The sequence below is a fragment of the Lacrimispora sphenoides genome (assembly GCF_900105215.1).
GTDB lineage: Bacteria > Bacillota > Clostridia > Lachnospirales > Lachnospiraceae > Lacrimispora > Lacrimispora sphenoides_A.
Map to the genome: position 1 here is coordinate 2,094,045 of NZ_FOIP01000001.1, position 21,165 is coordinate 2,115,209.

At 46.1% G+C, this 21,165-nt stretch carries 14 protein-coding genes; 11 read left to right on the forward strand and 3 right to left on the reverse strand.

What is annotated here, in order from left to right:
- The first annotated feature begins 12 nt into the window (after positions 1 to 12).
- The 11 genes from BMW45_RS09545 (at position 13) to BMW45_RS09595 (ending at position 15,072) form a co-directional block, all read left to right on the forward strand.
- Positions 13 to 792, forward strand: a complete 780-nt coding sequence (locus tag BMW45_RS09545) for a class I SAM-dependent methyltransferase (protein WP_092242704.1) — start codon at positions 13 to 15, stop codon at positions 790 to 792.
- Entirely contained in the window at positions 779 to 3,883 is a 3,105-nt protein-coding gene (locus BMW45_RS09550) for a glycosyltransferase (protein WP_092242705.1), read from the forward strand. Before BMW45_RS09545 ends, BMW45_RS09550 begins: the two co-directional genes overlap by 14 nt.
- Before the next feature lie 117 nt (positions 3,884 to 4,000).
- Entirely contained in the window at positions 4,001 to 5,125 is a 1,125-nt protein-coding gene (locus BMW45_RS09555) for an acyltransferase family protein (protein ID WP_092242706.1), read from the forward strand.
- 240 nt (positions 5,126 to 5,365) lie between these two features.
- Positions 5,366 to 6,151, forward strand: a complete 786-nt coding sequence (locus tag BMW45_RS09560; protein WP_092242711.1) for a nucleotidyltransferase family protein — start codon at positions 5,366 to 5,368, stop codon at positions 6,149 to 6,151.
- Positions 6,145 to 7,215 (forward strand): GHMP family kinase ATP-binding protein, encoded by a 1,071-nt coding sequence (locus tag BMW45_RS09565; protein ID WP_025230036.1) that lies wholly within the window; start codon positions 6,145 to 6,147, stop codon positions 7,213 to 7,215. Before BMW45_RS09560 ends, BMW45_RS09565 begins: the two co-directional genes overlap by 7 nt.
- A gap of 134 nt (positions 7,216 to 7,349) precedes the next feature.
- Positions 7,350 to 7,928 (forward strand): D-glycero-alpha-D-manno-heptose-1,7-bisphosphate 7-phosphatase, encoded by a 579-nt coding sequence (locus tag BMW45_RS09570; RefSeq protein WP_092242714.1) that lies wholly within the window; start codon positions 7,350 to 7,352, stop codon positions 7,926 to 7,928.
- Between the two features lie 5 nt (positions 7,929 to 7,933).
- On the forward strand, positions 7,934 to 8,569 hold the full coding sequence (locus BMW45_RS09575; protein WP_092242717.1) for a D-sedoheptulose-7-phosphate isomerase: 636 nt from the start codon (positions 7,934 to 7,936) through the stop codon (positions 8,567 to 8,569).
- Positions 8,570 to 8,599: 30 nt separating this feature from the next.
- Entirely contained in the window at positions 8,600 to 10,399 is a 1,800-nt protein-coding gene (locus BMW45_RS09580; protein ID WP_092242719.1) for a hypothetical protein, read from the forward strand.
- Between the two features lie 17 nt (positions 10,400 to 10,416).
- Positions 10,417 to 11,796, forward strand: coding sequence for a hypothetical protein (locus tag BMW45_RS09585; protein ID WP_092242722.1), 1,380 nt, complete (start codon positions 10,417 to 10,419; stop codon positions 11,794 to 11,796).
- 48 nt (positions 11,797 to 11,844) lie between these two features.
- Entirely contained in the window at positions 11,845 to 14,106 is a 2,262-nt protein-coding gene (locus tag BMW45_RS09590; protein ID WP_092242725.1) for a sodium:solute symporter, read from the forward strand.
- Positions 14,107 to 14,136: 30 nt separating this feature from the next.
- A complete protein-coding gene (locus BMW45_RS09595) occupies positions 14,137 to 15,072 on the forward strand; it encodes a glycosyltransferase family 2 protein (RefSeq protein WP_092242728.1) in 936 nt (311 codons plus the stop codon).
- Between the two features lie 340 nt (positions 15,073 to 15,412).
- On the opposite strand, the gene BMW45_RS29085 is transcribed toward BMW45_RS09595, so the two are convergent.
- From BMW45_RS29085 to BMW45_RS09610, 3 genes are all read right to left on the reverse strand, one after another.
- Positions 15,413 to 17,209: a GH25 family lysozyme gene (locus BMW45_RS29085; protein WP_092242731.1), complete on the reverse strand. Its 1,797-nt coding sequence runs from the start codon at positions 17,207 to 17,209 to the stop codon at positions 15,413 to 15,415.
- A gap of 227 nt (positions 17,210 to 17,436) precedes the next feature.
- Positions 17,437 to 18,540, reverse strand: coding sequence for a PspC-like choline-binding domain-containing protein (locus tag BMW45_RS09605; RefSeq protein ID WP_092242734.1), 1,104 nt, complete (start codon positions 18,538 to 18,540; stop codon positions 17,437 to 17,439).
- Positions 18,541 to 18,801: 261 nt separating this feature from the next.
- A complete protein-coding gene (locus BMW45_RS09610; protein WP_092242737.1) occupies positions 18,802 to 20,625 on the reverse strand; it encodes a sugar phosphate nucleotidyltransferase in 1,824 nt (607 codons plus the stop codon).
- Positions 20,626 to 21,165 lie beyond the last annotated feature (540 nt).

Genomic DNA, 21,165 nt, shown 5'->3' on the forward strand with positions numbered 1-21,165 from the left:
GAGGAAACGTCCATGAATGATTTAAGCCCTGAACTTAAGAAGCTGTTTTTAAAATATAATGGAGATACGAAAAAGCTGCTGCAGGAGAATCCTAACCTGGATTACCTCTATGCATTATCAGATATACGTGAGAACCTTCTGGAGTGGTATGAATTTGATGAGGAGAGCTCTCTGCTTCAGGTAGGATCCGATTACGGCGCCCTGACCGGCCTATACAGCAGGCGGGTCAGAGAGGTAACCGTCCTTGACCCTGACAGTAATAATCTGTCATTCAATCGTTTGCGCAATGAAAAACAGGGAAACATCCGATATATAACAGGAGATTTAGACACCATTGATGAGGAAGGCTTCGACTATGTGGTGATTGTGGGTTCCTTAAGGCCGCCATATGACAAACACATAAGAAAAGCAAAATCCCTTTTAAAGCCGGAAGGAAAGCTGATCCTTTCCATATGCAACCGCCTGGGCCTTAAATATCAGGCCGGTGCGGTTCCAGATAAGGACCGGCTTTCAAGGGCAGAGGTCCTGGAACTTTTGTGCGGAGAGGACGGAAGATCGGGTAATGCCGAATTCCATTATCCCATGCCCGACTACCGCCTGCCCATCACCCTGTATTCCGATCAATATCTGCCAGGCAAGGGAGATTTAACTCACGCCATACTGGCCTATGACTATCCGAAATATCTGAAGTTTGATTTAGGAAAGATGTTCGACGAGGTATGTGAGGGAAAACAGTTTGAGACATTTGCCAATTCATTTTTAACCATTTGGAGCCGTCATGAAGAAAATTAACTTTGTAAAATACAACAAGACCCGCAGGGAAGCGTTCCAGATCCGCACCAGTCTGGTGGAAGAGGAAGGCTGTCCATTTGTGGAGAAGACAGCCTTAAGGCCTGAGGGGGCTGCACATATAAAATCCCTTGGTGAAAAATATAAAAGCCTTGCGGCGCAAAGCCAAAAGCTTAAGGTTGCCGGGGTTTCCATAAGTCCGGATGAAAAAACCGCCCGTTTCGATTTCCTTAAAGGTCAGACCCTTTCCGAGCTGCTTGGAAGGGAGATCCGTAACGGAAAGGTTTCCGTATCCCATATGGAAGACGGGCTTTCCCTGATCCTGGGCGTGAAAGAAAACTGCATCATCCCCTTCACCGTTACGGCTGAATTTGAAGAGGTGTTTGGAAAACTCGCTAAGGCAGATGAAAAAGACTGGGCGTTTAAAACCTCCAACATTGACTGCCTATTTGAGAACATCATGATGACAGAGGACGGTCCTTATCTCCTGGACTATGAATGGGTATTTTCCTTCCCGGTTCCAGTCACTTTTATAAAGTTCAGGGTTCTTTATTATTTTTACGAGCAGTATAAAAGCCTTTTGTCCTATGGTTCCATGGAAGCCTTTATGGAAGAGTTCGGCGTGGAGGCAGAGCGTATTGCAACGTATGAGGAGATGGAACGCTGTTTCCAGGAATATGTCCACGGAGAGAACCAGCAGATCTATCTGGTCAATTATATGCAGGAAACCCATGCCCTGCCTGAGGATATGTATGGCCTATCCCAGGTGATCGATGAGACAAAGGAACGCCTTTCCCAGATGGAAATGGAGATACGGGAAAAGGATGTGCTCATCACCAGGCAGCAGGAAGAAAAGCGTCTGACTGACAACCATGTGACCAACCAGGAGATGATCATTCAGACCCTGCGGACAGATTGTGACGATATGAGAGAGATGATCACCTGGCTTCAGGGGCACGAGGCATTAACCTTCCGTGCCAGGAGAAAGCTAGGAAGAATCTTTAACGAAAGGTTCCCCAAAGGGACCAGAAAGCGGAAGCTGCTGTTTTATGCCAAGGACACGGTATTTCATCCGCTGAAATCTTTCCGCCTCTATACAACAGAGGAAGGGAGGAATCTGATCGAAGGAGATATGAAGATAGGAGATGCCTACCGTACCCATGGAAAGCTCCGTTTTATTAAAGAGGGCCATCCCATGGTATCCATCGTCATTCCGGTCTACAATCAGATCCATTATACCTATGCCTGTCTTGCATCTATTCTGGAACATACCAGGGACGTGGTGTATGAGGTTATCATAGCAGACGATGTTTCTACAGATGCAACGGCTGAACTTTCAAAATTTACGGAAAACGTGATCATATGCCGCAATGAAACCAATCAGGGATTTTTGCGGAACTGCAACCAGGCGGCCAAAGCTGCTAGAGGAAAATATGTCATGTTCCTTAACAATGACACCCAGGTAACAGAAGGGTGGCTAAGCAGCCTGGTGAACTTAATCGAATCAGACCCAACCATCGGCATGGTAGGGTCCAAGCTGGTCTATCCAGATGGACGCCTGCAGGAAGCAGGGGGGATCATCTTCTGTGACGGTTCCGGCTGGAATTACGGACGCCTTGATGATCCGGACAAGCCGGAATACAACTATGTAAAAGATGTGGACTATATATCCGGAGCCGCCATCCTTCTCACCAATGACTTATGGAAGCGGATCGGCGGATTTGACGACCGGTTTGCCCCTGCCTATTGTGAGGATTCTGACCTTGCCTTTGAGGTGCGCAAAGCGGGCCTTCGGGTGGTTTACCAGCCTTTATCCAAGGTCATACATTTTGAGGGCATTTCCAACGGAACGGATGTCAATGGCTCAGGCCTTAAACGGTACCAGGTGGAAAATGGCCTTAAGTTAAGGGAAAAATGGGCAGCTGAATTCAAACTGCAAAGTGAAAATGACGGGAATCCCGATGTATTCCGGGCCAGGGAGAGAAGCCAGGGCAAAGACATCATTCTGGTAGTGGATCATTATGTTCCCACCTATGACCGGGATGCCGGTTCCAAGACCACCTTCCAGTATTTGAAGATGTTTTTGGAAAAGGGCTACGTTGTAAAGTTCCTGGGAGATAATTTCCTCCATGAGGAACCTTATTCCACCGCTTTGCAGCAGATGGGAATTGAGATTCTTTACGGCAAGGAATTCCAGGTGAAAATCTGGGACTGGCTAAAGGAGCATGGAGACGATATCAAGGTAGCTTATTTGAACCGTCCCCATATTGCTACAAAGTATGTAGATTTTATCAAAGATAAGACAAACATTAAGATGATCTATTATGGGCATGATCTGCACTTCTTAAGGGAAGGCCGGGAGTATGAACTGACCGGAGATCCTAAGAAAAGGGAGTCCTCTGAATACTGGAGGTCCGTGGAGCTTCGCCTGATGAGAAAGGCTGCGGTATCCTATTATCCATCCTATGTGGAACGGGAGGCCATTCATGAGATAGAGCCGACCATCCATGTAAAAGCCATTGTGGCCTATGTTTACGAAAAGTTCTTAAACCACATTCCTGATAACTTTGAAAAGAGGGAAGGGCTCTTGTTTGTAGGAGGATTTGCCCATCCGCCTAACGCAGATGCAGTTTTGTGGTTTGCACAGGAAATATTCCCTCTGATCCGGGAACAGCTTCCCATTGATTTCTATATCGTGGGTTCCAAGGTAACGGATGAAATCAAGGCTTTGGAGCAGCCGGGCAGCGGAATCATTGTAAAGGGATTCGTATCAGAAGAGGAACTGACAAGACTTTATTCAAGCTGCCGGGTAGTCGTAGTGCCTTTGCGTTACGGCGCAGGAGTTAAGGGAAAAGTCATCGAAGCCTTATATAACGGCGCTCCGGTGGTCACCACCTCCATTGGTGCAGAGGGAATCCCGGAGGCAGAAAAGGTTATGGTTGTGAGAGATGAGCCGGCTGCCTTTGCAGGGGATGTTATTTCCCTGTATCAGGATACGGAACGATGCAGGCAGATGAGTATGGAAACCCAGAATTATATCCGCAGCTATCATAGTATAGATGCTGCCTGGAACGTAATTGGAGAAGATTTTTAAACGGCAAACAGGTAAACCCGTCCCGGTATGACCGGGCGCGGTGCCATGCCGTTTTAAGCCTGTGGCTGTGCCGGACGGCAGATTGCAAGGGCGTACTTGAATGAAGAGAAAGGAACTATGGAGAAAGTAAGGGGAAAGGAAGAGGATCGCATGGAAGAGAAAAAAATAGACCGGCTTCTGTTCTGGGATATTTTAAAGGGGATCGGAATCGTATCCATTGTGTTTGGTCATTCACAGAACCTGGGGATTGCCATTCGGACGGTGTATTATTACCATCTGGCTATATTCTTTTTCATTTCAGGATACTTCTATAATGAAGAGCGCTACGGGGATGCCCCCTTTGACTTTTTTGCAAGGCGGTTAAAGAATATGTGGGTGCCCTATTTCTGTTATGGAGGCCTGTTCGTTTTACTACATAACCTGCTTTCAAAGTATCTGCTTTTTCTGTCTGATGCGCACTACGGCAAAAAGGAGATGATCCTTGCCATGGCAAATACCCTGTTCTTACGATGCCCGGAAGGACCGTCAGGAGCGATGTGGTTCGTGCCTCTTATGCTGGGGGCAGGAACAGGCTTTTCGGTCATTCTCTGGTTCTGCAGGAACTATCTCCCGGATTCTTTCCGGCCATGGGCAGCAGCGGCTCTCTGTGTTGGAGCAGGGCTTTTTGGTGTAGTCCTCATCCGGAGAGAGATTTTCTTAAACTACCACCTTCAGACAGCCCTATTGGTGATTCCGGTTTACTATGGCGGATATGCTGTGCGGACATGGAAGATTTCCATTGAAAAATATGTAACATGGTATGGTGCTGCTTTGTGCGCAGGGCTTTTCTATTATTTCCTGATGTTTACAGAGGAAAGTGTGGAGCTGTCCGCCAATCAGATACCAGGAGGGATCAACTTTTATATCATTTCTGCAGCCGGTATTTATCTCTGCTGCTATGCAGCTAAGTGTTTGCAGAAGGCTCCGATCGCAGGGAAGACTGCGGCCTTGCTTGGAAAATATTCCTTTGACATCATGGCTCTGCATTTTCTGGCATTTAAGGTCTGCGACTGGATTTATGCCCAGATGATACTGGAGCCCGCAGAAAATCAGGGAGGCTTCCCTCATTCCTATCCAGAACTTCATGTTCTGTATTTTGTTATGGGAATTGTCCTTCCGGTCTTATTTGCAATTGGGGCAAGAAAGGTCATTCATGGCCTGGGAGGCATGCTTCGGTCCCGGTCAGGGAATCCGGGGAAATGATCTTCCTGGATTGTTCTAAAGGATATATGATATACTAACCACGAAAGCAATGAGCAGTGCGAAATAAGGCTGGGAAAGATTATTTTTGTACTTGTACATAATAAAAAATCTCATGGCTTACTTCATAGGGCGTAAGCCGTAAGTACGTATACCGTAAGTATGTATACCGCAGGTTTTATGTTCTGCACTGTGGACTTATGTTATAATAACCATAAGAAATAATATCAGGAGGGTACAGTTATGCAGGCAGTTTTACTGGCAGGCGGCCTAGGCACACGGCTCCGTTCCGTAGTAAGCGACAGACCAAAGCCTATGGCCCTGATCGGAGACAAGCCATTTATGGAATATGTAGTATTGGAGCTGGTCCGCTATGGAGTGACGGAGATAATTTTCGCCGTGGGCTATAAAGGCTCGATGGTAGAAGAATATTTTAAAGACGGATCTAAATGGGGGATACGGGTTTCTTATGCTTATGAAGAAGAGTTGTTAGGAACCGCAGGAGCCATTAAAAATGCAGGATCTCAAATACATTCAGACCGATTCTTAGTACTAAATGCTGATACTTTTTACCGGATTGATTACAACAAGCTTATGGAACTTGGCAAAGAACGGGATTTAGACATGGCCCTGGTACTCCGGGAGGTGCCAGATGTGTCCCGTTACGGACAGGCAGTTTTAGAAGACGGCTGGCTTACTGCCTTTAATGAGAAGATGGAAGAAAAACGCCGGGGAACCATAAACGGCGGCATTTATTTACTCAGGCGCGATCTGCTTGATGAGATCCCTGAAGGAAAGGTGTCCCTGGAACAGGTAATGATTCCAAAGTGGCTTTCAGAAGGGAAAAAGCTGGGCGGCCTTGTAAGCAGCGGGTATTTCATTGATATAGGAATTCCGGAGGATTATTACCGGTTTGCAGAAGATGTAGGGAAACACCTTACAGGTATACCTTTACACCCGATGAAGCGGGGTGCGCTGTGCCCGGAGAGCATGGGCGGAGAGGGGAAAGGAGAGGTGAACTTATGGTAATCAGAGGACGTGCTCCCCTGCGGGTGAGCTTTGGCGGAGGAGGAACCGATGTAGCTCCCTTCTGTGTGGAACAGGGAGGAGCCATCATCGGCAGCACCATCAATAAGTACGCATACTGCTCCATCGTACCAAGGGATGATGATCAGATCATCGTTCATTCTCTGGACTTTGATATGACGGTCAAGTACAACACGAATGAAAATTATGTATATGACGGACGCCTGGATCTGGTGACGGCGGCATTAAAGGCAATGGATATCAAGCAGGGCTGTGAGGTGTACTTACAGTGCGATGCCCCTCCCGGATCAGGCCTTGGTACATCCTCCACCGTTATGGTGGCCTTATTAACGGCCATGGCCAAATGGAAAGGCGTGGAAATGGACAGCTATGCCATGGCAGACTTAGCCTATCAGGTGGAGAGAGAGGATTTAAAGATCGACGGCGGCTACCAGGACCAGTATGCTGCTACCTTTGGAGGCTTTAACTTCATCGAGTTCCACGGCCGCAACAATGTGGTGGTTAACCCTCTCCGCATAAAAAAAGAGATTATCCATGAGCTGCAGTACAATCTGCTTCTTTGCTATACAGGAAACATCCATGTATCCGCCAACATCATAAAAGACCAGGTGAAAAACTACGAAAAGAAGGATCCATTCGATGCTATGTGTGAGGTAAAAGCGCTTTCTTATGCCATGAAGGATGAACTGTTAAAAGGTAACCTTTACAGCTTTGGAAAGCTTCTGGATTATGGCTGGAAGAGCAAGAAGCGCATGAGCAGCAAGATCTCCACTCCCCATATTGACGAGCTTTACGAGGAGGCATTAAAGGCTGGTGCTCTGGGCGGAAAGCTTTTAGGAGCCGGAGGAGGAGGTTTCCTTCTGGTGTACTGTCCCTATAACGTCCGTCATAAGGTGGCTGCACGTATGGAAGCAGCCGGAGGACAGCTTACGGACTGGAACTTTGAACTTCGGGGCGCCCAGGCGTGGGTCACAGACGAAAAACGCTGGGATTACCAAGAGGTCCGGGTTGCTATACCAGGAGGCGAATATCACTTTCAAGTGTAGATATAAAAAGTCTTAATGCAGATTCTCGCGCCGGAGCACGGCTGCTACGGCAATCCTACTACATTTATGGGCTACACGCATTTATAGCGGAGCGCCTGTCAGTTAAAAAGAGCAGAAAAAGGAGGGGGGAAACCATGGACAGAATCGTATTTTTAGACCGGGATGGAACCATCAACGAAGAAGTAGAATACCTGCACCGGCCTAATGACCTGGTGATCCTTCCAGGAGTGCCGGAAGCCTTAAGGCGGCTTAGGGAGCAGGGATTTAAGCTTGTGGTAGTCACCAATCAGGCCGGTGTGGCAAGAGGATATTATGGGGAAGAGGATGTGAGAGCTCTCCATGAATATTTAAACAGCCTTCTTACAAAAGAAGGAGCCCAGATAGACCGCTTTTATTACTGCCCCCACCATCCGGTTCATGGGATCGGAAAATACCGGGTGGAATGTCACTGCCGGAAGCCAGAAACAGGGATGTTTGAAATGGCAGAGACAAGCTTTCAGGTGGACAAGTCCCATTCATATATGATCGGAGATAAGCTTCTGGATACAGAAGCTGGAAAAAGATATGGAGTGAACACAATATTAGTAGGGACCGGATATGGAAAAGAATTATACGGCAATCTGACCCAGTCAGAGAAAAGGAATTCTTTTGACTTCTATGCCCCTGCCATGAAAGAAGCTGCAGACTGGATACTGAACAGAGAAGGAGTGTGAGAAACATGGAACCTATGAACTATTTAGAAGAGCTGATCGAACGTTATCCTGTGCTGGCTGGCGTAAAGCCTCAGATCAGGGAAGCTTACGAGATCCTGGAATCATGTTATGAAAACGGCGGAAAGCTGCTGATCGCAGGAAACGGGGGTAGCTGTGCGGATGCAGAGCACATTGTAGGAGAATTGATGAAGGGTTTTGTAAAGCGCCGTCCTGTATCAGAAGATTTTGCTGCAAAGCTCTTAGAGGCAGACCAAGCGCTTGGTAAGGAGCTAGGAGATAAGCTTCAGGGAGGTCTTCCGGCCATTGCCTTAACCGGCCATCCCAGCCTTTCCACAGCATTTTTAAACGATGTGGACGGGGAAATGATCTACGCCCAGCAGACGTATGGATACGGAAAGAAGGGGGATGTATTTTTAGGAATATCCACCTCCGGTAATGCGAAGAATGTTATGTATGCCGTAACAGCAGCAAAGGCTATTGGCATGAAAACCATCGGTCTTTCCGGGAAAGACGGAGGGCTTTTAAAGATGGGAGCGGATGTGACAGTAGTGGTTCCGGAAACAGAGACATTTAAAATTCAGGAACTCCACCTACCGGTTTACCATGCCCTCTGCCTGATGTTAGAGGAACGATTCTTTTAAGCGTGAATTAAAATAAGAAAGGGGCTAAAGATGAAAGATAAAAAGTGGAAAGCTGAGTGGAAGGAAGAGATCATCGCAGCCGCGCTTTTGCTGGGATTTGCTTTTTTCATAAACAGAGGAATAGAGATAAAAGGGCTTTATATGGATGATTTATATCTTTGGTCCTGTTACGGAGAGCAGTCTTTCCGTGAATTTGTATTCCCTCTGGGAAGCACCCGGTTCCGTTTTGTCTATTATCTGGCGGCCTGGCTGGAACTGATGGTCTTCGGAAACCACATCGGCTGGTTCGTACCTTTTAATATCCTTTTAAACAGCTGTATCGCCTATACGGTTTACCGGTTTGGAAAGCGTTTGTCAGGCAGGCGGATCATTGGCTTTTTGTGCGGGATTTTATACCTGCTCTCCCGGATGTCTTATTACCAGATCAGCCAGGTATACGGACTGATGGAAAGCATGGCGCTGTGGGCAGCTATCGGCATTTTCTACTGTCTCTACCGTTATCTCTCCGATGAAGAGGAGAGAAGGTGGCTTGTACCGGCTGCAACGGTAATGTATTTCTCTGTCTGCTTCATTCATGAACGCTATATGGTGCTTCTGCCCTTATTTTATGCCGCGTTTCTCATGAAAAAGGAGAGGAGTCTAAAGCCGTGGCTGAGCATTACCGGGGCATTCCTGGCGGTTCAGGTGATCCGCTTTCTTACCATCGGAAGTATTTCTCCGGCAGGGACAGGTGGAACGGATGTGGCGGATACCTTCCATCTTTCGGAAACTATCCGGTATGCCTTAAGCCAGGTGCTTTACTTATTTGGAATCAATGCAGGCCCTGATCATTTAAATGGACTTAGCTGGGGAAGATCACCTTACTGGGTTCATGTTCTTGTAGTGTTTGCAGATTTCTTTCTCCTTATTATGACCGTGATTTTTCTTGTAACAGTTATACGGGAACGGAAGCAGCTTAAAAAACGTCTTCCTGTAATCTGCTTGTTTCTTTTATTTATCGCCCTGTGCATCGGCTCTTCAAGCGTCACCATAAGGGTGGAGACCCGGTGGATCTATGTTTCCATGACAGCGGCGTGGTTATTCGCAGCTTACATGTGCGGTGTGGTAAAGCGTACCAGGCCTCTGATATACTGCGGTCTGTTTCTGCTTTACGGCATTCTCATGCTTCCGGTAGAAAGTTTTTACCGGGGTAAATATGAGAATCTTTATTACTGGTCTTCCCAGCTGCGGTACAATTCCCTGGCAGAAGAGACTTTCGGGAAATATAAGGCTGAGATATTCGGAAAGAAAATTTACATCATCGGCAATTCCTACGAGATGAGCGATTTTACTGCCAGGACCTTTTTCAAAACCTTTGATAAAGAACGGCTGGCAGAAGGAACCGAAGTTACTTTTATTGAATCCATCCACGATATCGGCCTGGTAACTCCAAACATGCTGATACTGAGGGAAGATCCGGCCCATAACGCATTTCAGGATGTAACGGAATTTGTCCGGAACTTAAAATTTGAGTCGGTCTATGGCTGTTATGAGGACGGTTGGCTGGATGAAAGCGCCAAAGTCCGGATCATGGCAGGGAAAGAAGGCAAGATCGGATTTAAATTCTATTATCCTGGCGTTATTACCGGTCTGGAACAGATTACTGTGACCATAAATGGAACAGAAAACCAGGTCATCCCCATCACTTCCAATACGGTAACAGCTGAAATTGACACGACAGCCTTTCAGGTTACGGAGCTTACTTTTGAAAGCAACTTTTACTACGAAAATGCATCGGAGCAAAGAGGAGAAAAGCACCTCTCCGTCGTTGCTTCCATAACCGCAAATTAAGGGCATAGGAGAAACGCATGAATAGAAAGTATCTGTACGGCCTGTTTCCCCTTTTGGGGACTGTTTTTGGCCTCTGGTATATCTTTACGGCAACCTGTGACGGAATCTATACCGATTACGTCCGCCTTGTGAACAGTTATCTGCCTGACGTATGGAATCCGGCTAAGTTTTTTGTGCCGGATGTCCTGACCAGGATTCCGGCCAATTATCTGGGAAGGATCCTTAATGTATCACTTTTCGGATACAACACCATGTTTGACCGTGTGTTAGGCGTCCTGGCCCTCGGACTTTCCGGCCTTGCCCTGGGAAGCTACTGCAGCCGCAGGAAGGTTTCTCCTGGCTGGTTTGGGGCTTTAATGATCGTACTTTTCAGCCTTAATAAGTGGGAAATGCTGACCAATGGAAGTGGTTGGGCCCATTTCCTGTCTTTTGCCTGTTTCTATTACCATTATGAGGTGATGGACCGGGTATGGAGCGGACAGGAAAAGAAATATGACAGAGTAAAGCTCATGCTTCTTCCGCTTTTTACAACACTTCTGGTGGCAGGCCCCTACTGTGCAATCTATTCGGTGACGGTAATAATAGCCTGCGGTCTCATGTTCCTGTTAAAAAAGGGCAATTCGAGAAAGGGCTGGGGGTTATACGGCCTCTGTGCACTGATTCCTCTTCTCCTTTATTTGTGGAGCAATGCCTATGCGGTGGAAGACCATGCGGCCCCGGCGACCGTGCCTCTTCTTGTCCAGTTGAGAGATACGCCCGGTTTTTTTGTCCGTTTTTTCGTAAAGTCTTTTTCCTCCATGGTAATAGAAGGGGAGCAGGCAGAGTACATCTTTCGGACCAATACACCGTTTCTGATCCTTGGTTTTCTGGTTATCCTGCTGTATCTGTTTGCGCTATGGTTAAATTTGCGGTACCGTCTGTATGAGAAGACGGTTCTGCCTGCCATTCTCATAGTATCGGGTGGACTGAACCACGTGCTCATTCTATTGTCCAGGTGGATATTCCTTCAGGAAAATTATGGCTTAAGCTCAAGATATGCCCTTCAGTTCCAGTCCGGGATCCTTGGGATCTTGCTGACCTTTGCCTTATTATCGAAGCAGTGGAAGAGTATGGGTAAGACTTTCCTTAGAATCGCTGCCTGCGGGGCTTGTGTGATGTTTCTGGCAGGAAACTGCTATACCACATATACAGAGATAAAAAAGGCCCCTAACCGCAGAGACAGCTTTGAAAGAATGGCGGTGTTAGCCCTAAACTTTGAAGCAGTTACGGATGATGAACTGCGGGAGGGTTTTGAATACAGGCGCAACCTGCCTGACAGTGGGGCCAAGGTGCGGAGTGCGCTTACGATATTAAAGGAAAACGGATACAGTGTATTCCGAAATGATTTTAAACGATAACTGATCCGGTAGCTACATCAGTATACAAAATGACAGACGGGGGTTTTTATGGGTCGATTGCAGAAACATAAATATGGAGTCCTGCTGTTTATGGTTTTTTCAGCGGCAGGGATCCTGTATTCTCTGAATCAGATTTTAAACCAGGAAGTTTTTCAGTGGATTATGAACCAGAGGGAATATAAGACCATGATGGCAGAGACGGCAGAGCTGTTTGCTGCCTTCTGTTTGTCAGGATTTTTATTCCCTAAGAGCAGACAGAAACTTGTGGCGGTGGTCCTTATTACGGCCGTCTTTTTGTGGGCGCATGTGGCCTTTGTTCCGGTACTTGTATCCGGTCTTTATCTGGCATATATCCTGTTTTTTGGACGTTTTCTCCGGGTATCCTTATGGAGACTTCCAAAGGATGACGGGGTGGCTTCTGACTTTCTCACCGGCGCTGTCTTTCTCATCGGTATATTTTGCTTAATGTCAGCTGTTGGCATAGGCTCCATCGGCCACCTGACCGTGTTTGTCTTTATCAGCGGCGGGATCCTGCTTCTTTTCGGAAGGTCCTGTCTGGGAGGCGAAGGGAATGGGTCTGGTTTGGCTTTCAGCGGCAAAGAGATTTTTTTACTGGCATTTCTCCTGACCATGGTGTGCCTCCAGGCGGGGCGGCTTAACATTGCCGTGGATTACGACAGCCTGTGGTATGGGGTCAGGTCCCGGTATATCCTGGACAATGGACATGGGATTTACGAAAATCTGGGAACCATAGGGATCGTCTACACCTATTCCAAAGGTTTTGAGGTTTTGACCCTGCCCCTGTCCCAGCTTCCCTCCTATAGCTTTGTGACCTCAATCAATCTGTGGCTGTCTCTGGGAGTCCTTTTTATGGGTTACAAAATCGGACGGTTTTATATGAAGCGGGATCAGGCGGTCTTTTTGGCGGCCCTGCTGTCAGGTGTTCCAGGCATAATGAATATGGCAGTCACAGCCAAAAGCGATATCATTACGCTGTTTGTCCAGGAGATCATGTTGTATTACCTGCTGTGCTATATAAAAGCGGGGCAAAAGTCCTGGCGTTATCTGTGCTACGGCACTGCAGCCTTTTTTCTCAGTCTGACTTTAAAACCAACAGCTCTGATCTTTTCCACCGCTGTCTTTGGAATGGGATTTTTATATCTGTTAGGGAAGTTTTTGCTTCCCAGATTCGGAGCGGAAGGGGGAAATATCGGTGGGTTGGCAGTTGTGGCAGGCGCACTTTTGGCTTTAGGAGGTATCTGGGCAAGAACTCAGGTATTAACAGGTCTTCCCCTTACCTCGGTGTTCTCCTCCTTTCTTACAAGGATAGGATTTCATTTGAAATATCCGTTCATGGTTAATACCATACCCAATTCCGGCTCCGGAATGTCTCTAGAGGAAAGGACCGTACACCTGGCAAACCGACTACATGGATTTTTCTTTTGCCCTGTAGGAGAGGATATGGATCATGTGATCCTCGCCTGGGGTGGATTTCTGCTGTACTTTCTTCTCTTATTGTGGATTGTAAGCTGTTTTTACGGCAAGAATGTGGATAGAGGGAAAAAATCTCACCTGTCCGTTTTCTTGAAAGTCATCTATGTACCGTTTTTGGTGGTCAATCTTATCAGTTTAGGTATGCTGACCCAGGTTGACGGGAATTATTTCATGCTGTTCTATGTACTTACAGCGGTCTATGTCTTAAAGGCAGCGGTAGAAACAGGGGAAAAGACTGTCTGGCGGGGAGGCGTAGGAGCCGGAGTCTGGGTGCTTATGTTTGCTGTGTTTTTTACAGCCATGACCAGCTGGAATTGGAGCCTTGGCTTTACACCTGTGTCATTTCGTCATAAAGGCTATTATAACCATCAGGAAGCCGCCAGACAGGACATGGTATCAAAGGGAAATGGAGATATATGGGATATCCTTGCTGCCGACCCGGAGACCCGTCTTATTGCCATTGGAGACCATCCGGATGTACTGGCATTCCCATGTAACGTTCAGTCTTATGATGATATAACCGGGGTATGGGGAAATGTGGCCCTGGTAAAGAAAATGGATTATTTCGTGGAATTTATGGATTATGCAAAATCAGATTATGTTTATGTCCAGGCAGGCTATACGGGAGAAGAGAACCGTTCCTATACCCTGGTTAGGGATTTGATCGAATGGGGAAAACTGGTACCTGTGTGTTATGATAATGGAAACCTTTTGGCCGCGGTAGAGGTGAATGGGGATTACAGCGAAAAATCAACACGGGCATTGACAGAATTTGAACAATGTTATATAAAAAAGAAAGCGAATGATAATCAATAGCATATCCACTTGATTCATTAGGAGGCACATATGGGAAAAACAATATCGGTCGTGGTATCATGCTACAACGAGGAACTGGCTCTTGACCAGTTCTATCAGGAAACGGCCAGAATTTTAAATAAACTTAACTGGGACTATGAACTGATTTTTGTCAATGACGGAAGCCAGGATGGCACCATGAAGATTCTGGACGGCTTGTCCAGGAAAGATAAAAAGGTAAAGGTCATCAGCTTTTCCAGAAACTTCGGACATGAGGCAGCTATGATTGCCGGTCTGGATTACAGCAGCGGGGATGGGATCGTCTGCATGGATGCGGATTTACAGCATCCTCCCCAGTATTTGCCGGAAATCGTCAGGAAGCTTGAGGAAGGCTATGATGTCATCAATATGGTGCGAACGAAAAATGAGTCCGCAGGCTGGTTTAAGAATTTTGCCTCCTCTGCCTTTTACCATTTGATCAACGTACTTTCCGATGTAAAATTTGAACCAAACGCTTCTGACTTTTTTGTGATTTCCAGGCGGGCTGGTGAGGTGCTTCGGGATAATTACAGGGAAAAGGTACGTTTTTTGCGGGGATATGTGCAAAACATCGGGTTTAACCGGACTACCATTGAATATGAGGCAGGAACAAGGGTAGCAGGAGAAAGCAAATACAGCATTAAAAAGCTGATGGCCTTTTCACTGAATACCATCATGTGCTTTTCTAATCTGCCTCTAAAGCTTGGGATCTATGCCGGGGGCGGTGCAGGCATCCTGGGAATCATCATGATGATTTACACCATATGGAGCTGGGCAAGGGTAGGGACGCCAAACGGGTATGCTACCACCATTGTGCTGATCTGCTTTATGTTTTCGGTGCTGTTCCTGATTGTGGGGATTATTGGTAATTACATTGCCATCCTGTTCGCGGAGCTTAAGGACAGGCCTATTTATATTGTTGGAGAGACGAAGAATTTTTCGGAGTAGATAAAGATTTTGAGATAAAGATTTTGGGATAAAGATTTTGGGATAAAGACTTTGTGATAAAGACTTTGTGATAAAGACTTTGGGATAAAGACTTTGGGATAAAGACTTTGTGATAAAGATTTTGAGATAAAGACTTTGAGATGAAGATTTTGAGATAAAGACTTTGAGATGAAGATTTTGGGATAAAGATTTAAGATAAGAAATGCGCTTTGAATCGGGCTTAAAAAGCCGTTTTTCAAAGCGCATTCTCTTGTTTATCGAACTTTATAGTGCTATTTTTTTGTATGAGATGTCATTGCGGATCTGCTTTGCAACAGGCAACCTACTCATCTGCAGTCTATTAATGTATTCCAGGACCGATTTCTTTTGTTTGGTTAGTGGCAGAATCGGTAGGAGCTGTTTCTGTCCCCGTTTGACCGGCCTGGCTTTCTGTAGTGTTATTTCCTTCTGTCTGCTGGGTGGTTGCCTGAGGAGTCATAGTACATACTCCGTTAGCATCAGCGGTATAGGAAACTCCATCAAGTACAAAGGTAGCAGAGGCAGCCATCTTTCCGTCAGCTGGATTTAAGTAATACTGCTGTCCGCCTACCTGTGTCATACCGGTTGCCATGGCGCCGCTTCCGCCAAAGTAATACCAATACCCATCGACTTGTCTCCAGCCTACGGTCATCTTACCGGAAGAAGCGCTTAAATAGTACTTGGCTCCCCGTTCCTCAAGCCATCCGGACTGCATCTTTCCGTCATTTCCAATGTAGTACCAGCTTCCATCAGGATTGATCCAGCCTGTAGTCATGGCTCCGCTCTGGTTAAAGAAATACCAGCTGTTATCAATGAGCTGCCATCCGGTTGAGACTGCACCGTTTCCTGCCAGATAATACTTGGAGGAGCCGTCGGTATGCCAGCCCGTTGCCATGGAACCGTCGTTATTTAAGTAATAGCGGGCGCCGTTGTTATCCAGCCATCCGGTGGACATCACACCGCTTTCCTGCAAGAAGTACCACTTGTTGTTTAAGTTCTTCCATCCGGTAGCCATTTTGCCGGAAGAAGGATCCAGATAGTAATACTGGCCGTTTAATTCCTGCCATCCGGTGGCCATGGTACCATCGGAACCAAGGTAATATCGTGACCCGTTGTCAGTAAGCCATCCGGTGTTCATGGAACCGCTTTGATTGAAGAAATACCATTTGTCGGTAAGCTGCTTCCAACCGGTGTTCATCCGTCCGGAAGTTTCGTCAAGATAATAACGCAGGCCATCCTTATCAAACCATCCGGTGGCAGTCAGTCCTTCTTCGTTCATAAAGAACCAACCGGAGCCATCGTTGACCCAGGTGTTTTTCTGGATCGAATAATTCTGGTAGTAATGTGTCTTTCCTCCTATGGTTCTCCACATATTTCCCGGAAGCTTTGGAGTTAAGTCCTTATAGAGGAAGTCAATGTCAACGTTTCCATTGATTCCGTTAATCGAGCCGGTGCTGGTGACCTGCCACATGATGGGGTTGGCATAAACGTGTTTTGCCTCATAACGGGCAACCCAAACGTCATAGGGCATATTGGATAAATCGATTTTATTTGATAACCAGTAATCATTGGCATACACAATGGGATAATATCCAGCATCTGCAATTCGCTGGCAGAATGCATTGATTATTTCGCTCACCTGTGCCGGCGGGAGGGTACCAAGGGTGGCACTGTCTTCTGCGTCAAAAGCGATGGGAAAGGAGATTGGATAATCCTTTACCAGGCTGAGTACAAAATCCGCTTCCTCTCTGGCCATATCTGGAGTGGTAGCCAGAGAATAGATATAAGCACCGACTTTCAGACCTGCCGCTGATGCACCCTGTACATTGGTATGGAAATAAGGGTCAACAATACCCTTGGATCTGGTGCCCAGCATGACAAAGCTTACATCATCTTCTGCTACTGCCGCCCAGTTTACGTTTCCCTGCCATCTGGAAACGTCGATTCCTCTGGCAATTACCTGTTCAATTACCGTACCGTTTGCAAGCTGATAATAGCCATTGACCTTTTCATAGCCTGCTGCCCAGGAATTCATAGCCGGGCCAAACCCCGCAGACATTCCCATAAAGGCACATAATGCTGCTGCTGCAAACCGTATGCCTAATTTCTTGTGTCTCAATGTGATACCTCCTTATCATTCGAGTACTATGTAATGCTGCACGCTTTTTTGCTTCCGGAATGAAAACGTAGGCGCACAAAAACAGAAGAAACTTACTTTGCAAGTTTCCAGGTAATTACGGCGGCACCATGCAAAATATTTTTATTTGTCTGGTCCGTTATCCGCGTAAATAAAAGGGTATCCGCGCCGAGGTGCAGATACCCACACAGATACTAATTCCTATGAGATCAGCCGGGGCCTGACGTAAGCCCTGGTGATAGCTGATATACGCCATTGCTCGAAGAATTGGAGGAACCGCCAGGAGTATCGTTAGAAGAACTTCCCGGTGCTCCGCTTAAGGAATTGCTGTCGGAAGAGGAGCTTCCTCCCGGCCCGCCGGAGCCTGATGGAGTCGAGGTAGACCCGCCTGGCGCATTGGAGGTGCCTGTTGATGAGCCTCCGGGGGTGTTTCCGCCAGTTGAACCAGAAGGAGAACCGGAAGCATTCCCCTGGTAAGCTCCATTGGAACCAAATGTGTAACTTGTTCCGTCAATGGTAAGGGTAGTGTTGGCCGCCATCTTACCGGTAGATGGATCAAGATAATAATAAACACCGGAAAGCTGTACCCAGCCGGTCATCATATGACCTGAATCATTAAAATAATAATAGGAACCGTCAATCTGCAGCCAGCCGTGGGCCATCTTTCCGCTGCTGGTATCCATGTAATACTTGTTGGTTCCATCACTGAGCCAGCCGGTCATCATACGTCCCAGCACAGACTTGTTATCAACATTCAGATAGTAGTAGGCATTATCAATCTGTTTCCAGCCGGTTACCATCTTGCCGTCAGAACCAAAATAAAACCAGTCGCTTCCAATCTGTCCCCATCCAATGGTGCATTTTCCGTTTTCTTTGAAATAATACCAGCCGCCGTCCATTTCACGCCAACCGGTGGACATGGATCCGTCGCCCTTCATATAGTAGTAGTCATTGCCTATTTTTAACCAGCCCTTAACAAGGACACCTGTATCATCCATTAGGTAATAGTATTTACCGCCGTTCTGTATCCATTTGGTAGCCATGGCGCCGTTGGAATGAAAATAGTACCAGTTACCGTTGATCTGTTTCCAACCAGTAGCCATAAAGCCTGTGGAGAGATCAAGAAAATAAAAGGTTCCGTCAGATGTTTTTACCCAGCCTTTATGAGTGGAACCATCCTGGTCTATGTACTTCCACTGGGAGCCTTCTGAAACCCAGCCGGTGGCCCCCCAGGCCGTGCCTGCCGGTATCAGAGTAGAGGTTCCTACAAGCCCTGCTATAAGCAGTGCTGTCATTTTCTTTCTGTATTGCATACCGTCCTTCCTCCTGTCTAGCCGTTTTATTCATATGCTATAGTCCGCAGTGCAGCGAGTAAAACCGTAGGTTTTACTCGCTCACGGGCTTTCGCCCTATGAAATAAGACGGATAAAGATTTTCTTATGTGCGGGGCACAACGAAAATCTTTATCCGTCTTATTTCGCACTGCTCATCGCTTTCGTGAACATTATACCACAGTACCGACAGAAATACCTAAACATTTTATTACGATTTGCGGACAATTTCCAAAAATCTCATTATTTGGAGATTTTGGAGCATTTTTTGTAATAGTTTTTTGCATACCGATACATGATTATGGTATATTCACCAAATTCATCTCCTAAGGCTGCCTTATATACTGCCCATAGGCTCCATAGAAAACCGCCAAGTGCGATATAAGCGTAAATGGTGAAACGCTCTTCTTCAGAAGGCTCCCGTTCCAGGTAGATCCTTATGAGGTCATCTGCTTCTTCTTCATTGTAGTAGGAGTAGATTGCACTCATGCTGATATCTATAAGGGGATCACACATTCCTGAATATTCCCAATCGATTAAGCGCACGTTACCATCGGGCATCATTAAAAAGTTATCGACCACTGTATCAATATGGGAAAGGACTTTCTCATGCTTTAGGTTGTCCAACTGGTCTAATAGCTCAGTCATCTGCCTGCGGACAGCGGCGTAATCGTCAAACGGGATACCACCGTGGGCCATGCAAAGCTTTTCGTAGAAGTCGATCCGTTCGCGAATGTCAAAGGAATGGTCCACCTTAAGCCCGGATTTGTGGAGCCTTCGGACAACCGCCATGCAGTGCTCCATTTCTTCCCGGCTGGAAGGGTTGGCATTGTGAGTACCTTCATAAAATTCCGCAATCTTATATCCGGTTTCCCCATTAAAGTAAATGACCTTTTCCGTGATATCCAGTCCGCTTAAGGCATCATAAACTGCTTTTTCCTGCTGACGGTTGATCAGAAGCTCTGTTCCAGCTCCCGGGATGCGGCAGATATAATGGCGGTCTTTTATTTTAAATAGGAAGGATTTGTTGGTCATACCTGATTTTAAGCACCGTATTTCTGTGATTTCTGACTCCGGTACCTGGAATACGGTCGATACTAATTCCATTGCTTCATTATCAGAATGGTGCTGGTATTTCAAATCAAAACGGCGAAGCTCTTCCAGGTTCTCAAATTCATATACTTCATCGGCCGGCCTTCGGTTGACGAACAGATCAATGTCCTGTTTTGCTTCCGGAATATGAGGAAGCCTTTTGGCAGCTTCTCCGGACAGCATTTCCATATAAACATTTTCCCAGTAAAACTGCTCGGTTCCAGGAAGGTTGTAATAATGTTCCAGTACGGTTAAAAATTGATCTGAGAATAATTTTGAGAAAAAAACCGGTCCATACATCACCCATTTGTCCTGGCCACCTACGGATACATTTAAAATGCGTCCCTTCTTATTATAATCAAGGCACCATTCGGAGGTTTCTCCTTCCATATATGAAGCAGAGTACCATGCACCGCTTTCATAAGCATGGTACATATTGTGGCGCATCCAGTTGTCGGAAGAAAGAACATACATATTTCTGCCCCGGAGGAGTTTGCGGGCATGATAAATGGTGGTCAGGGTGTTTTTCTGGGAATACTCGGGATTATATAGAAGCTTAACCTGATATTTGTCTATAAGGTATTCAAACTTTTCCTTTAAATATCCGACCACTATGGTAATGTCTTTAATTCCTGCTTCATGAAGCTGGCGGATCTGCCGTTCGATCATTCGCTCTCCGAACACTTCAAGCAGGCCTTTGGGGGTCTCGAAAGTTAAGGGAACGAAACGGGAGCCGAAGCCGGCGGCGATGATGACGGCGCCGTCTACTTTATTTTCATTTAGAAGGGCTTGGCCGGCTGGGAGTAATTCGTATAGGTCATTGCCGTTTCCAATCTCAATGTATTTTTTTTCTATGCATTCCTTTATTAAGTTATTAACGGTTCCCAGGGAAACGCTAAGCTCCTTTGATAAATCTCTCTGTGTGACTGCCGGGTTTTCCAGAATGGAACGGCAGATGATGACGTTACGATCCATAGTCGTGTGACCTCCGTATAGTTAATAAATTGGTAAATTGCGAAAGGTGTTCAGAATTTGATGTTATTATAGATATATGAACATTATACCATTGAAATGGCAAATTGCAATAGGGATTGCGATTGGATGTTGATAGGGATTGCAATTGGATAGTTATAGGGACTGCGATTGGATTGTGAAAGTAGATAGTATTTGGAGATTGCGATAGAAGATTGTCGGTATGGCATGGGCTAAGGTGCTTGAGAATAATTATGAATTGATTATGATATGTGGTTTAATCTTGTACTGTTTTGCTCTGTGACAAACTAGGTTTGTTGTGTTTAGCAGGAAAAAAGATGACTTTTTGATCAGGATGGAGCTCTGTTTTTCGCTTTTGAAACAACAGATATTATAAGGTTTATCAAGAAAAAACAGAAGAATAAGTCCATAAAAACAGGATTGTACTAATAAAAATACAATCCTTCCCCCGTATTGCATTTTCGTAAAGATTATGTAAGAAAATACACAGAGAAATGTTATAGCATTTTCCAAAAAATTGTA

Coding starts and splice junctions, on each gene's coding strand:
- BMW45_RS09585 (WP_092242722.1), top strand. CDS start 10,417: ATGAATAGAAAGTATCTGTACGGCCTGTTTCCCCTTTTGGGGACTGTT.
- BMW45_RS09610 (WP_092242737.1), bottom strand. CDS start 20,625: ATGGATCGTAACGTCATCATCTGCCGTTCCATTCTGGAAAACCCGGCA.
- BMW45_RS09580 (WP_092242719.1), top strand. CDS start 8,600: ATGAAAGATAAAAAGTGGAAAGCTGAGTGGAAGGAAGAGATCATCGCA.
- BMW45_RS09575 (WP_092242717.1), top strand. CDS start 7,934: ATGGAACCTATGAACTATTTAGAAGAGCTGATCGAACGTTATCCTGTG.
- BMW45_RS09550 (WP_092242705.1), top strand. CDS start 779: ATGAAGAAAATTAACTTTGTAAAATACAACAAGACCCGCAGGGAAGCG.
- BMW45_RS09595 (WP_092242728.1), top strand. CDS start 14,137: ATGGGAAAAACAATATCGGTCGTGGTATCATGCTACAACGAGGAACTG.
- BMW45_RS09570 (WP_092242714.1), top strand. CDS start 7,350: ATGGACAGAATCGTATTTTTAGACCGGGATGGAACCATCAACGAAGAA.
- BMW45_RS09545 (WP_092242704.1), top strand. CDS start 13: ATGAATGATTTAAGCCCTGAACTTAAGAAGCTGTTTTTAAAATATAAT.
- BMW45_RS09565 (WP_025230036.1), top strand. CDS start 6,145: ATGGTAATCAGAGGACGTGCTCCCCTGCGGGTGAGCTTTGGCGGAGGA.
- BMW45_RS09590 (WP_092242725.1), top strand. CDS start 11,845: ATGGGTCGATTGCAGAAACATAAATATGGAGTCCTGCTGTTTATGGTT.
- BMW45_RS09605 (WP_092242734.1), bottom strand. CDS start 18,540: ATGCAATACAGAAAGAAAATGACAGCACTGCTTATAGCAGGGCTTGTA.
- BMW45_RS09555 (WP_092242706.1), top strand. CDS start 4,001: ATGGAGAAAGTAAGGGGAAAGGAAGAGGATCGCATGGAAGAGAAAAAA.
- BMW45_RS09560 (WP_092242711.1), top strand. CDS start 5,366: ATGCAGGCAGTTTTACTGGCAGGCGGCCTAGGCACACGGCTCCGTTCC.